General features: G+C 33.7%; 12 protein-coding genes and 2 tRNA genes. 6 read left to right on the forward strand and 8 right to left on the reverse strand.

The window, feature by feature from the left end:
• Positions 1 to 27: 27 nt before the first annotated feature.
• The 3 genes from NZ698_RS00085 to NZ698_RS00095 all read left to right on the forward strand — a co-directional run bounded on the left by NZ698_RS00085 (position 28) and on the right by NZ698_RS00095 (position 2523).
• Positions 28 to 705 (forward strand): response regulator, encoded by a 678-nt coding sequence (locus NZ698_RS00085; protein WP_047443018.1) that lies wholly within the window; start codon positions 28 to 30, stop codon positions 703 to 705.
• A 47-nt stretch (positions 706 to 752) separates the two neighbouring features.
• The gene (locus tag NZ698_RS00090; protein ID WP_263000661.1) at positions 753 to 1784 is read left to right on the forward strand and encodes a sensor histidine kinase; all 1032 of its coding nucleotides are present in this window, start codon (positions 753 to 755) and stop codon (positions 1782 to 1784) included.
• A 133-nt stretch (positions 1785 to 1917) separates the two neighbouring features.
• The gene (locus tag NZ698_RS00095) at positions 1918 to 2523 is read left to right on the forward strand and encodes an IS1096 element passenger TnpR family protein (RefSeq protein ID WP_263000663.1); all 606 of its coding nucleotides are present in this window, start codon (positions 1918 to 1920) and stop codon (positions 2521 to 2523) included.
• A gap of 111 nt (positions 2524 to 2634) precedes the next feature.
• On the opposite strand, the gene NZ698_RS00100 is transcribed toward NZ698_RS00095, so the two are convergent.
• The gene (locus NZ698_RS00100; RefSeq protein ID WP_263000665.1) at positions 2635 to 3864 is read right to left on the reverse strand and encodes an ABC transporter permease; all 1230 of its coding nucleotides are present in this window, start codon (positions 3862 to 3864) and stop codon (positions 2635 to 2637) included.
• A 4-nt stretch (positions 3865 to 3868) separates the two neighbouring features.
• On the opposite strand from NZ698_RS00100, the gene NZ698_RS00105 reads away from it, so the two are divergent.
• Positions 3869 to 5065: an exo-beta-N-acetylmuramidase NamZ family protein gene (locus NZ698_RS00105; RefSeq protein WP_263000667.1), complete on the forward strand. Its 1197-nt coding sequence runs from the start codon at positions 3869 to 3871 to the stop codon at positions 5063 to 5065.
• Positions 5066 to 5158: 93 nt separating this feature from the next.
• Here NZ698_RS00105 and NZ698_RS00110 read toward each other — a convergent pair whose 3' ends face one another.
• From NZ698_RS00110 to NZ698_RS00140, 7 genes are all read right to left on the reverse strand, one after another.
• Positions 5159 to 5365: a hypothetical protein gene (locus NZ698_RS00110; protein ID WP_263000668.1), complete on the reverse strand. Its 207-nt coding sequence runs from the start codon at positions 5363 to 5365 to the stop codon at positions 5159 to 5161.
• A 4-nt stretch (positions 5366 to 5369) separates the two neighbouring features.
• Positions 5370 to 5996, reverse strand: coding sequence for a DUF3575 domain-containing protein (locus NZ698_RS00115; RefSeq protein ID WP_263000669.1), 627 nt, complete (start codon positions 5994 to 5996; stop codon positions 5370 to 5372).
• A 28-nt stretch (positions 5997 to 6024) separates the two neighbouring features.
• Positions 6025 to 7200, reverse strand: coding sequence for a thioredoxin family protein (locus tag NZ698_RS00120; RefSeq protein WP_263000670.1), 1176 nt, complete (start codon positions 7198 to 7200; stop codon positions 6025 to 6027).
• A 122-nt stretch (positions 7201 to 7322) separates the two neighbouring features.
• Positions 7323 to 7395: transfer RNA gene (locus NZ698_RS00125), tRNA-Phe, on the reverse strand.
• A 115-nt stretch (positions 7396 to 7510) separates the two neighbouring features.
• Positions 7511 to 7583, reverse strand: a tRNA-Phe gene (locus NZ698_RS00130).
• 96 nt (positions 7584 to 7679) lie between these two features.
• Entirely contained in the window at positions 7680 to 9521 is a 1842-nt protein-coding gene (locus tag NZ698_RS00135; RefSeq protein WP_263000671.1) for a bifunctional lysophospholipid acyltransferase family protein/GNAT family N-acetyltransferase, read from the reverse strand.
• Between the two features lie 22 nt (positions 9522 to 9543).
• Positions 9544 to 10782, reverse strand: a complete 1239-nt coding sequence (locus tag NZ698_RS00140) for an aspartate kinase (RefSeq protein ID WP_263000672.1) — start codon at positions 10780 to 10782, stop codon at positions 9544 to 9546.
• A 237-nt stretch (positions 10783 to 11019) separates the two neighbouring features.
• Here NZ698_RS00140 and fbp point away from each other — a divergent pair, with 237 nt between their 5' ends.
• The gene (gene fbp / locus NZ698_RS00145) at positions 11020 to 12036 is read left to right on the forward strand and encodes a class 1 fructose-bisphosphatase (RefSeq protein ID WP_263000674.1); all 1017 of its coding nucleotides are present in this window, start codon (positions 11020 to 11022) and stop codon (positions 12034 to 12036) included.
• Positions 12037 to 13038, forward strand: a complete 1002-nt coding sequence (menC, locus tag NZ698_RS00150; protein ID WP_263000676.1) for an o-succinylbenzoate synthase — start codon at positions 12037 to 12039, stop codon at positions 13036 to 13038. It abuts the gene before it with no gap.
• Positions 13039 to 13126 lie beyond the last annotated feature (88 nt).

Below are 13126 nucleotides of genomic sequence, written 5' to 3' on the forward strand. Positions count from 1 at the left end.
GTTAACTTTGAAATGTAAAAATTGAAAATGAACCAAAAAAAGATTCTATTAATTGACGATGAACTGGATATTCTCGAAATTCTTTCATACAATTTAGAAAAAGAAGGCTACGATGTTACGACCGCTACAAACGGAAACGAAGGTATAGAAAAAGCCAAAGAAATTATCCCGGATCTTATCTTATTAGATGTCATGATGCCCGAAAAAGACGGGATCGAAACGTGTCAGGAATTAAGGAAAGTTAAAGAACTTCAAAAAAGTCTGATCGTTTTCCTTTCTGCAAGAAGTGAAGAGTTTTCTCAGTTGGCAGGTTTTCAGGCAGGAGCCAACGATTATATTGTAAAGCTTATCAAACCGAAAATTCTGATCTCTAAAGTAAATGCATTATTACAATTAACTTCTCAGGTTTCTGATAATGCAAAACTGATTGAAGTTGGTGATTTGGTAATAGATAAAGACAACTTCAGAGTTTCAAAAAGCGGACAGCAGTTTTTACTTCCAAAGAAAGAATTTGATCTCTTATATCTTTTAGCTTCAAATACCGAAAAAGTATTTAAAAGAGAAGAAATTTTGGAAAGAGTTTGGGGTAATGATGTTATCGTGGGTGAAAGAACTATCGATGTACACATCAGAAGACTGAGAGAAAAGCTGGGAATCAATACCATTCAGACTTTAAAAGGAATAGGATATAAACTTATTGTTTAATTCAAAAATTCCTATCTTTACTTATAACCCCTTAAATATTTGTAAAATTGAGATTTTACAGACTTAGTTTCATCTCATCATGTCTGCTGACATTGGTGATGTTGGTTTTGGTGATCATTTTTGATGCACTCAACGAAAAGTACGATCATAACTCATTTTTTAAAATTGGTTTTATAGTATGTGTACTGATCATGTTCGTGGTCAACTACGTGGTTCTCGAATTGCTTTTCAGCTATTACGCCAAAAAGCAGGTACGAAATATTTCTAAAATTTTGCCGGAAGAGATTGTCTATGATAATCAGGAAAACATTACTTTAAAAGAATTAGGTGAAAGGTTTTCCGATTTCAATCAGCAGAAAGTTACTGAAATGGAAGTGATGAAAAAAATGGAAAGCTATCGAAAGGAATACATAGGAAACGTTTCTCATGAGCTCAAAACCCCGCTTTTTTCAATTCAGGGATATGTAGAAACATTGAGTGAGGGTGGAGTCGAAAATCTGAATATCAGAGACAAATATCTTGAAAGAATCGGTATTTCAGTTGAAAGATTGATTGCAATCGTCAATGATTTGGATATGATTAACAGGCTGGAAGCGGGGGAAATAGATGTTACCGTTTCAAAATTTGATGTTAACATTTTGGTTAAAGAAATATTCGACCTTCTGGATCTGGAAGCTGAAAAAAACAATACGGTTTTACAATTGCAAACTTTACACAGTCAGATCTTTGTAGAAGCAGATAAACAAAAAATTTCGCAGGTTTTTATTAATCTTATTTCAAACGCAATACACTACGCCAATCGACAGGAAGCTAAAGTTGTTGTAAAAACCAGCGTATTGAGAAACAAAGTTCTCATTGAGGTCATCGACAACGGAATGGGAATTAAAGAAGAGCTTCTACCAAGAATCTTTGAGCGTTTTTATCGTGTAGAAACCAGCAGAAGCCGAAGACAAGGCGGTTCAGGTTTAGGACTTGCCATCGTAAAGCATATATTAGAAGCTCATAATGAAAACATTACAGTAGAAAGTGTGTATCTTGAAGGGACAAAATTTAGTTTTATGCTTGAAAAGAGCAAATAAGACGGCTGAAATGTAAGCAAAAAAAAATTCTAAAAATTTATTAAATATTCTTTTCTAAAATCTCATTTATTATATATTTGCAACAGAAATTGATCAATTAAATTAAGGCAAAAATAGAAATTGGAATAGTAGTATGGTGTACAAAATCCGTGTAATATTAGATACAAAAGAAGATATTTTCCGTGATGTTGAGATTAAAGGAAAACAAACACTCTGGAACCTTCATTTAGGAATCAAAAGCGCTTTCAACCTTAGTGGTGATGAGCTTTCTACTTTTAACCTCCTTGAAGAAGATGGTACCATCGTGAAAAGCGTTCCTTTGGAAGATATGAGTGATGAAGGTGATGGCGAAATTATGTCAGACGTTTACATCGATGAAGCATTTGAAACAGCTGGTGACAAAGCGCAGTTCCAGTATGGTTTACTAGACTTGTGGGAATTTTTCTGCGAGCTTGTAGAAGTGATAGATGAAACAAAAGGTGTTAATTATCCGATCACGGTATACAGATTCGGAAATGCTCCTTTGAAAGCTCCAAGTAAAAGCGGAAGCGGATCTGGCTCAAAAAATAAAAAATCAGCAATGCCTTTGATGGACGATGATTTTGGTTTTGAAGACGACTTTGGCGGAGGCAACAGTTTTGCGGACGAAGATGATGACAGCTTTGATGATGACGAAGAAGAAGACTACAACGATGATGTTTTCGATGAAGAAGACAACGACGATGACGATAGAATCTAAATAAAATAAAAACCTGAATTTTAAAATTCAGGTTTTTTTGTTTTTATAAGAACTAATTATTTTATTAATAACTAATAGCTAATAACTAATAACTAATAACTAATAACCTGATTAACTATATTTAATAGACTTCACAGGAGAAATTTTACTGATCAGATAACTCGGAATGATCAAAGCCAATCCTGAAATCAGCAAAATCCCAGCAGAGATTGAAAGAATCACCACAGGATTTAAATCTACAGGTACGGTGCTTACATAGTAGTTTTCCGGGTTTAATTTAATGATTCCCAAAAACTTCTGAATCAATAAAAGTCCTAAACCAAATGCGTTTCCGTAAAGCAATCCCGGAACCATAATAATCAAAGTATAATTGATAAAAGTCGCACGAATCTGAGCATTTGTAGCACCCAGAGTTTTAAGTAGACCGATGGAATTTGTTCTTTCAATAATCAAAATAAGCAGAACCATAATGATGTTGATGATGACTACAATCAGCATGATAGAGATGATTAAAGCAATATTTACATCAAAAATACTGATCCAGTCATTGATTTGTGGGAATTTATCGGTGGCTTTCTCAGCATAATTTTTATAGCCAATCAATTTTTCAATTTCAGAAGTGTCTTTATCGATGTCATCTACATTTTTAAAGAAAATATCAATTCCGCCAATGTCTTCCGGAGTCATATTCTGAATTTTTCTTACATGATTCACATCGCCGATTACAAATTGATCATCAATCATTTTGATGTCTGTTTTGAAAATTCCAACTACCTGAAATTTTCTGTAAATCTGCTTTTGATCTTCCTTTGCAAAGACGGTAACAATGCTGTCATTGACTTTTAAATGAAGATCGTGCGCTATTTTTTCTGAAATAGTAACTCCGTTGTTGTATCCGTTTTCTGTAATCTGTGGTGTCTTACCGGCAATCAGGAATTTCTTGAATCTTAAGCTGTCAAAATCTTTTCCTACTCCTTTAAAGATAATTCCCGCAAAACTGTGTTCATTACGCATGATTCCCGTTACCATTGCGTATTTCTGCACACTTTCTACATCATCCAGCTCTTTTAATTTTTTAATATTTAAACCTTGATTATCAAGTATGGAGGTGTTGTATGATGAATTTGAACGTGTCGATTTTACAGTAATATGTCCGCTGAAATCTGCCAGTCTTTCTTTGATCGCTTTTTTTGAACCAAAACCAGTGGAAACGGTAATTAAAGAAACGATAATTCCTAAGGCAACAGATAGTCTGCCAATGAAGATGATCACCCGAGAAAGGTTATTTTTGTTATCTTTGGAAAACGCTATTTTTCTAGAGAAATATAAAGGAAATTTCAAGCTTATGAATTTAGATTTCAAAATTAAAACTTTAGTTCTTATTTGCCTAATTTTTTTAGGAGTATTCAGCCCATATTATTCTCAGATTCAGGATCAGGATTGTTTTAAAACAGGTGCAGACAGACCTGAGTTATATTTACCATTATTAAAAGGTAAAACGATAGGAATTGTGACCAACCAAACAGGTTTGATGAAAGATAAAACTCATGTGGTAGATTATTTAGTTAAAAACGGAATTAAAATTAAAACGATTTTTGCTCCTGAACATGGTTTCCGGGGCGATGCGGACGCAGGTGAAAAAGTAAAGAATGGAGTAGATGTAAAAACAGGAATTCCAATCATTTCACTTTACGGAGCCAATAAAAAACCAAAACCGGAGCAACTGAAAGGTTTAGATATTGTTTTATTTGATATTCAGGATGTTGGAGTGAGATTTTACACTTACATTTCTACTTTGACTTATTTGATGGAAGCAGGAGCGGAAAATAATGTTGAAATTCTGGTTCTCGACAGACCCAATCCGCATGACGGATATATTGATGGTCCTGTTTTAAAGAAAAAATGGGAAAGTTTTGTCGGAATGCACGAGGTTCCAGTTGTTTACGGGTTAACGATCGGCGAATACGGAAAAATGGTCAATAGTGAAAAGTGGCTGAAAAATGGAGTACAGGCTAAATATACTTTGATCCCGATGCAAAAGTATCATAAGCAGAAAAGATATGCTATTTTAGACAAACCTTCACCAAACCTACCGAATGATAAATCGATCAATCTGTATCCAAGTTTGTGTTTCTTTGAAGGTACGCAGGTTTCTGTGGGTAGAGGAACTGATTTTCCGTTTCAGGTTTACGGTTCACCCTGGACAAAAGAGTTGCCTTATAGATTTACTCCAAAACCGAATTTCGGAGCGAAAGATCCTTTTCTAAACGGACAATTATGTTACGGTGAAAATCTTTCAAATTATTCTCAGGATCTAAGAGAATTAAATTTAGAATGGCTAATCAAAGCATACAAAAATTATAAAAATCCACAGCAGGATTTCTTTCTTAAAAATCTTTTCTTTGATACTTTGGCAGGAAGTGACGAATTAAGAAAACAGATCGTTGCCGGGAAAACCGAAACAGAAATTAAAGCGTCATGGAAATCTGATCTTGAAAAATTCTCAAAAATCAGAAGAAAATATGTGATCTATGAAAATTAAAAAATGTGAATTCTCAATAGTGAATTCGCTTACGCTTGTTAATTTTAAAATTGACTTGCGAAGTTAAATTGACCATTCACAATTCACATTTTCTCAGTCAAAATTCTGTGGCGGATTCTTATCATCCTTTCCTTTGTTCAAAATAAAAAGCCCGATTGACAAACCGATAACTCCTGCGAAAGCGGTCATTAAAGCACGTTCTAATTTATCAGCTTCTTTATTTCCCAAATAATTCATTAAAAAAAGTATTACAAATGTAATAGCTGAAATGATAATATGGTTTCTCCCGAAAATTTTCATAATATTATTTTAATCTGTAAGAAATCATTACTCCGCCTCTGTATGGAATAATTTCCCCGCTTCTGTTGTAGTTTTTAGCTTCGTCATACCTTTTTCCGCTCACCCTGTCATATCCTTTGTAGAAATCCTGTGATGATCCTAATGTTCCGTATAATTCCATATTCCAGTTATCTGCCAATCTGAATTGATATCCGGCTGTAACTCCGACTAAAAATGAATATCCTTTTTGATAAAGATTAGATTTTGTGAAAATCACATTTTCTTCTCGTTTGCTTGGGTAAGGATCGTCATTCCAATAACTCCATTTCTGAAGTACAAAAGAAGAAGCACCCATATTTGCACCTAAAAACCATCCCTTAAAAGCTTCCTTGAAATAATAACGACCTTCTACAGATAATGAATAATATTGCAATTCATGTCCTGCAAAAGATTTCCACGGAGAAATTAATACATCTCCTTGCAAAGTAAATTTGTTATTTAGTTGATATTCTAAACCCGCATTGATTACTCCGATAGGAATTAACAATGCATTTCCTTTTACGTAAAGTTTATTTTCAGATTTTGAATCGTTTCCCAACGTTTGGTTCTCCTGAGCATTAATGTTTATGATTGAAAATAAACTTAATGCCACAATAAAAATTTTATTTTTCAACGTGTTTTTATTTAATTTTACTTAATAATTCTTTGGCTAAAGTTGCATCTTTTCCGGATTGCTCTGCCATATTTTTAGACATTTCAGCATAATTTTTAGCAACTTCAGTGTTTCCTAAATTAAAATAAATTTTTGCTAAAATATATGTGTTTTCAGGAGTTTCGCTTCTCATAACAGACTTTTCTGCCCATTCTGCAGCTTTCTTAAGAGAAGATTTTGTTTTGATGTTGTCCGAAAAAATCCAAGCTGCTTTTAACAGTTCATTAGGCTCAAATGAATCTGCATTTTTATAATAATCTAAAGCAGCTTTTTCGTATTCAGGAAAATTTACATTTTGCTCATAATAGCTCAATTTTGTCTGATTGAGTTTCAAAGTTGCAGCTTCTTTTCCAACTAAAGGCTCTGCTGTTTTCATAAAGTAATCTTCGTTGATTCTTTTATTCTTATCGTCAATAGATTCCTGTACAACTTTAGCTAAAATCAACTGATTATTAAATTCATTATAGTTTTCTTCGGGTAAAAATTTTGTAATTTCTACTTTTTGAGAAACAAATGTTTTGTAGTTTACATCTTCAGTCGATTTTAAGAAATATAAAAGAAATCCAACATCCTCTTTTGTAAATTCATCTGTTTTTTTTCTGTTTGCAAAATATCTTTCCGAAGCCAGCTTCGCAAAATCATAATCAGAGTTTGAATTAAGTTTTATGACATTAATTAAGAAATCACGATCTTTTTCACCTTTTGCAAAACGCTCTTTAAGTGAACCTTTTTTATTATTTGGAGAATTAATATCTTGCGCCATTGTCAAAAAAATACCTTCTTCCATGTAGCCATAGTTTTGCGAAACCAATTCGCCATCACCATTCAGGAATAAATAAGTAGGATAGGAACGAACGCCAAATTTCTGCGCAACTTCTCTTCCTTCGCCTTTTTCCATATCGATTCTTGCGTTGACGAAATTTTTATTGTAAAAATCTCCGACAGACTTTTTGTTGAAAACGTTTTTTTCCATCATTTTACAAGGTCCACACCACGAAGCGTATGCATCAATGAAAACAAGTTTATTTTCTTTTTTTGCTTTGGCAATAAGATCTTTGAAAGGAATATCCTGAAACTGGATTTCGTCCTGAGCAAAGCTAAATATGGCGATAAAAATAAATAATCCGGAGATGATCTTTTTCATTTTCTGTTCAAAATTTTAATAAGCGAAGATACTTATTTTTGATTTATCAGAATTGTCAAAATCTATAAAAGTATATGGAGTAGTATTAAAATAAAAAAACCACCTCGTAAAGGGTGGTTTTGTGGTTTCTCCAGGAATCGAACCAGGGACACATGGATTTTCAATCCATTGCTCTACCAACTGAGCTAAGAAACCATTTGGTTGTACTTCGTTTCTGAAGCGAGGCAAAAGTAATAATTTATATTAGATTCTGCAAATTTACCTTTAAACAGTTTTGAAAAGAAAACCGCCTAATGAAAGGCGGTTTAAGTGGTTTCTCCAGGAATCGAACCAGGGACACATGGATTTTCAATCCATTGCTCTACCAACTGAGCTAAGAAACCATTGATTTACTTCGTTGTTTTAAAGTGATGCAAAAGTAGTAAGTTTTGATATATGATGCAAGTAATGATTGCTTTTTTTTAACTAAAATTAAAAACTTACTGATTTTCAGGAGTATTATTTTCCTGTTCCTTTCTTATTTGCTCACTCATTTCTTCTAATACTGGTTTTATCGTGCTTTCAGGAAGATCACTTATTCTGATGTACATTAATCCGTCAATCGCATCATTGAAGTTGGGATCTACGTTGAATGCAATCACTTTTGCATTTTGCTTAATATATTTTTTAATTAAAACTGGCAATCTCAATTCCGGTTCTAAGTCATCGATGATTTTGTCGAGCTTGTTGAGATCAGATTCCATTTCATCAAAAAAGAGATTTTTGTCTCTGTCACGAAGCTTTACTTTGTATTCGTTTCTTGGAGTAATATATTGAGCTACTGCGGAGTCGTAATAATTGGAGCGCATAAACTCAATCATCAGAGATTTTGAGAATTCCGAAAATTTATTAGAAATACTTACGCCTCCCATAAGGAATTTGTGATCGGGATTTCTTAAGCAAACATGTACAATTCCTCGCCAAAGTAAAAATAATGGTAAGGGTTTTTGCTGATATTCCTCAAGAATATAAGCACGGCCCATTTCAATTACTTTTTTGAAAAAAGGATGGATGTCTTGTTCAAATTCAAAAAGAGAACTTGTGTAAAAACCTTTAATACCAGATTTTTTCATCACATCTTTACCTAAAGCCATTCTGTAAGCTCCTGCAAGTTTTTCTGCAGCATTGTCCCACAAGAAAAGATGATGATAGTGTTTATCGTATTCGTCCAGATCAAAAGGTAGATTACTTCCTTCACCTACTGCACGGAAAGTCAGTTCGCGCTGTCTTCCGATTTCTCTCATCACAGAAGGAATCTGGTCGTAGGTTGTAAAATAGATTTCATAATTACCATTACTGAAAAGCATTTTGTCGGTACCTTTCAGCTTGTTGATATCTTTTAAAATATCTTCTTTCGGAGTTTCATCTATAATATTCTGAACGATATTTTCTTCTCTCAGTAACTGAAATTTTAATGATAAATTTTTAAGATTAATAACCTGTGCTAGAGATTTTCTTTTTTCATAGTAAGATTTCATCATATAAACCTTACGTCTCAAAAATTCCCCCAATTCTTCAATCGTTTCCATATCATCCATCGCTTTTACGGTGATGGGTTTTCCTATTCTGATTCTGATAGGTTTTTCCCTGTCATTCATCATTTCAGCAGGAAGCATTAAAGTCTGTAAATTGGGATGGATTTTTGAAACCTGATAAAAAAGCGTACTGTTTTTAGCATGAAAGTACATTGGAACAACCGGAACTTTTGCCATTTTTATCAGCTTCAAAGCGGGCTTTTCCCATTCTTTGTCAAGAATTTCTCCGTAAGGATTATTTTTGTTTGAAACTTCACCTGCCGGAAAAATTCCTACGCAACCACCATTTTCAAGATGTTTTAAAGTTTCACGCATTCCGGTAGCGCTGTTGCGGATTTCTTTCTTTCCTTCAAAAGGATTGACCGGAATTACATAGGGTTCCATAGGTTCTATTTTCTCTAAAAGAAAATTCCCCATCACTTTGAAATCAGGACGCACTTCTGACAAAACTTTACACATCAAAATTCCGTCAATAGCTCCTAACGGATGATTTGAAACTAAGATAAATGGACCAGTTTTTGGGATTTTTGCTAAATCTTCTGCAAATGCGATGTAACTTAAATTCCTTTCTCTAACGAATGAGTCGAAAAAATCTTTGCCTTCCTTGTATCTTAGTTTATCATATAATCTGTTTACTTCATTTATTTTGGCAAGGCTCATCACTGCGGACGCAACAGGATTCTTCAGAAATCCCAGTTTATTTAAGCCCGAAGCTTTGATTAAATCATTTTTCGAAATTAAGCTCATGTGTTTTTAGTCGTGATTAATTTTATTGTGTTACCATTTGAAGCGTGTTTTTGGCAATCTGCTCCAATAATACACTTTTTTCCTGGTAAAATTTGCCGATGTTTTCCATTTTTGCATTCCTTACCGTAAATAAAGATACATTTTTTATAACATCGGTTTTAAATACCTTCTGAAGTTCTTCATTCAGCTCGTCTATTTTCAAAAATTTATCTTCCAGACATAAAGCTAATGAAATTGCAGAGTTCTGCATCAAAGAAACTTTGATTTTATATTTAGATAAATATCCGAAAACCAGACTCATGTGATCTTCTGCAATGAAAGAAAAGTCTCTTGTTGAGATTTTCAGTAACGTTTGATTTTCTTTTAAAATATAAGATTCTTCACTTTGATTTTTATCAGAGGCCCCTACTTTAGTTCCGTCTTTTGTAGGATCTACGAAAGATTTCACATAAAAAGGAATGTTTTTTTGCTGTAAAGGCTGTAGTGTTTTCGGGTGAATGATACTTGCTCCATAATAAGCCATCTCGATAGCTTCTTCATACGAAATATTAGAAAGCAACGAAACATCCTTGAATTTTCTTGGATCTCCCGTCATCACTCCCGGAACGTCTTTCCAGATAGTCATTGCATCGGCATTTAGGCAATATGCGAAAATTGCAGCAGAATAATCTGAACCTTCTCTTCCTAAAGTTACTGTGAAATTATTATCATCTGAACCTATGAAACCTTGCGTTACATAGCAGATAGAAGAATTTAAAGTTGATATAAATTCTTCTGTTTTCTGCCAATTTACAACTCCATCACGGTAAGAATCGTCAGTTTTAATATAATCTCTTGCATCCAGCCACTGATTCGTAAATTGGATGTCATTAAGATATTCACTTACGATTTTGGTAGAAATCATTTCTCCGCAGCTAACAACCTGATCGTAAACAAAATTGTAATTCGGAGATTTATTTCGTCTCAAAAAAGAAACAATATCGTCAAAAAATAAATTGATTTCGTCAAAAACCACATGATCGTTCTGGAAAAGCCCCTTAGCTATTTCAATGTGCTTCTGTTTTATCTTTTCAATTTCAGTTTGATAGTCTTCTTTTTTAAAATATAGTTCTACTACTTTCTCTAGCTCATTGGTCGTTTTACCCATTGCCGAGATGACAAGCAGACATTTCTCAAAGCCTTGGCTTTTTAAAACCATAGACACATTTTTTACACTTTCGGCATCTTTCACCGAAGCTCCACCAAACTTGAAAATTTTCATTTAAGATTAAAAATAAAATTGTTAGATAAATTAAAGTTTTTGAATCGACAAAATTATAAATTTACGGTGACATACGAAAGAGCACAATTTGGTGATTAATAATTATGATATAATTGTTTTAAATCTTGCTATTTTAGCTTTAATTTTTTGAAAATCAATTACTTAAAGGATTTGAAAGAAAATTCTTTGAGGTCTGATTATTTTTACGAAATTTGACGGTAAAGTAAAATCAAAAAAATGTCAGATCAACCATTACAGACCTTAGGAGAATTTTTAATCGATAAACAGGAAGATTTTCAGTATTCCACTGGTGAATTTTCGCGTCTTCTAAGTGCGATCAGACTAGCGTCAAAAGTTGTCAACAGAGAAGTAAATAAAGCTGGAATTGTAGATATCACAGGTGCTGCAGGAAATCAAAATATTCAGGGTGAAGAGCAGCAGAAGCTTGATGTCATCGCTAATGATATTTTTATCACAGCATTGTCACAAAGAGAAGTTGTCTGCGGAATTGCTTCTGAAGAAAACGACGATTTTATCGATATCAAATGTGGTGAAAACGGTCATTTAAGCAAATACGTCGTTCTAATTGATCCTCTTGATGGTTCTTCTAATATTGATGTGAATGTTTCTGTAGGAACTATTTTCTCAATCTACAGAAGAGTTACAGAACCAGGAACACCAGTTCAATTGGAGGATTTCTTACAAAAAGGAATTAACCAAATTGCAGCAGGATATGTAATTTATGGTTCGTCTACGATGATTGTTTACACGACAGGAAACGGAGTGAACGGATTTACTTTAGATCCATCGTTGGGAACGTATTATCTTTCTCATCCAAACATGACTTTTCCAAGAACAGGAAAAATTTATTCGATCAACGAAGGAAATTATATTAAATTCCCTCAAGGAGTTAAAAATTACCTGAAATATTGCCAAATGGAAGAAGGAGATCGCCCTTACACTTCAAGATACATTGGTTCGTTAGTCGCTGATTTCCATAGAAATATGTTAAAAGGTGGAATTTACATCTATCCATCGTATGGTCAATCACCGAACGGAAAATTAAGATTATTATACGAATGCAATCCGATGGCATTTTTGGCTGAACAAGCGGGTGGAAAGGCAACAGACGGTTTCAGAAGAATCATGGAGGTTGAACCAACTGAGCTTCACCAAAGAATACCGTTTTTCGCAGGAAGTGTAGAAATGGTAGAAAAAGCTGAAGAATTTATGCGAATCGACAGCGTAAAATAAATGAAAGCAGAATATTATCAATATTTATTAAAATTCAAACGCCCGAGTGGAACATCTCGCGGCGTTTTGTATGAAAAGGAAACTTTTATTCTCGAAATTTCTGATGACGGGAAAAAGGGAGTAGGAGAGTGCGCTATTTTCAGAGGACTGAGTTTTGATGACCGACCGGATTATGAAGAAAAACTAAAATGGCTGTGTGAAAATATTCAAAGTGATTATGAATTTTTAAAGAAAGAATTAAAGGAGTTTCCATCAATCTGGTTTGGCTACGAACAGGCTTTATTAAATTTAAAACACGGAAAAAATCTGTATTTTCCAAGCGATTTTACAAAAAGGAAATCTTCAATGATGATCAATGGCTTGATTTGGATGGGTGATGTTGGCTATATGGAAGAGCAGATTCAGGAAAAATTGAATCAGGGTTTTCATTGTATTAAATTAAAAATCGGAGTTGACTGGAAATCTGAACATGAAATTCTTCAGAAACTAAGACAAAAATTCTCTAAAGAAAAATTAGAATTGCGTGTTGATGCCAATGGCGGATTTTCAAAAGATGAAGCTAAAATTGTTTTAAAGCAACTTGCGGATTTGAATATTCATTCTATTGAACAGCCAATAAAAGCGGGAAGCCAAAACGATATGGCCGAATTATGCGCTGAAACTCCAATTCCAATTGCTTTAGATGAGGAATTGATAGGAATTGTAGATTTTAATGAAAAGGAAAAACTTTTGGAAGCCATAAAGCCGCAATATATTATTTTGAAACCCTCTTTGATAGGAGGTTTCTCAGGTTCCGACGAATGGGTAAATTTAGCGGAACAAAAAAATATTGGTTGGTGGATTACTTCTGCTTTGGAAAGCAATATAGGATTAAATGCGATTGCACAATACACCTTCACAAAAAATAGTCGAATGCCTCAAGGTTTGGGAACAGGAGGTCTCTTTACCAATAACTTCGAAAGTGATTTGGAATTGAAAGGTGATCGATTGTTTTTTAAATGAAGTAGTTTTCAGATCAATAATATTTGTTTTGAATTAGGTGTAGTGATTAAATCACATCTTTTTGGATAAACATTGCTTTCTTAATATG

This window comes from Chryseobacterium edaphi, assembly GCF_025628985.1.
Lineage (GTDB): Bacteria > Bacteroidota > Bacteroidia > Flavobacteriales > Weeksellaceae > Chryseobacterium > Chryseobacterium edaphi.

What these genes read in the sequence shown, in the direction of transcription:
- NZ698_RS00085 (WP_047443018.1), top strand. Translation starts at nt 28, where the DNA reads ATGAACCAAAAAAAGATTCTATTAATTGACGATGAACTGGATATTCTC.
- NZ698_RS00095 (WP_263000663.1), top strand. Translation starts at nt 1,918, where the DNA reads ATGGTGTACAAAATCCGTGTAATATTAGATACAAAAGAAGATATTTTC.
- NZ698_RS00105 (WP_263000667.1), top strand. Translation starts at nt 3,869, where the DNA reads ATGAATTTAGATTTCAAAATTAAAACTTTAGTTCTTATTTGCCTAATT.
- NZ698_RS00110 (WP_263000668.1), bottom strand. Translation starts at nt 5,365, where the DNA reads ATGAAAATTTTCGGGAGAAACCATATTATCATTTCAGCTATTACATTT.
- NZ698_RS00120 (WP_263000670.1), bottom strand. Translation starts at nt 7,200, where the DNA reads ATGAAAAAGATCATCTCCGGATTATTTATTTTTATCGCCATATTTAGC.
- NZ698_RS00135 (WP_263000671.1), bottom strand. Translation starts at nt 9,521, where the DNA reads ATGAGCTTAATTTCGAAAAATGATTTAATCAAAGCTTCGGGCTTAAAT.
- NZ698_RS00140 (WP_263000672.1), bottom strand. Translation starts at nt 10,782, where the DNA reads ATGAAAATTTTCAAGTTTGGTGGAGCTTCGGTGAAAGATGCCGAAAGT.
- fbp (WP_263000674.1), top strand. Translation starts at nt 11,020, where the DNA reads ATGTCAGATCAACCATTACAGACCTTAGGAGAATTTTTAATCGATAAA.
- menC (WP_263000676.1), top strand. Translation starts at nt 12,037, where the DNA reads ATGAAAGCAGAATATTATCAATATTTATTAAAATTCAAACGCCCGAGT.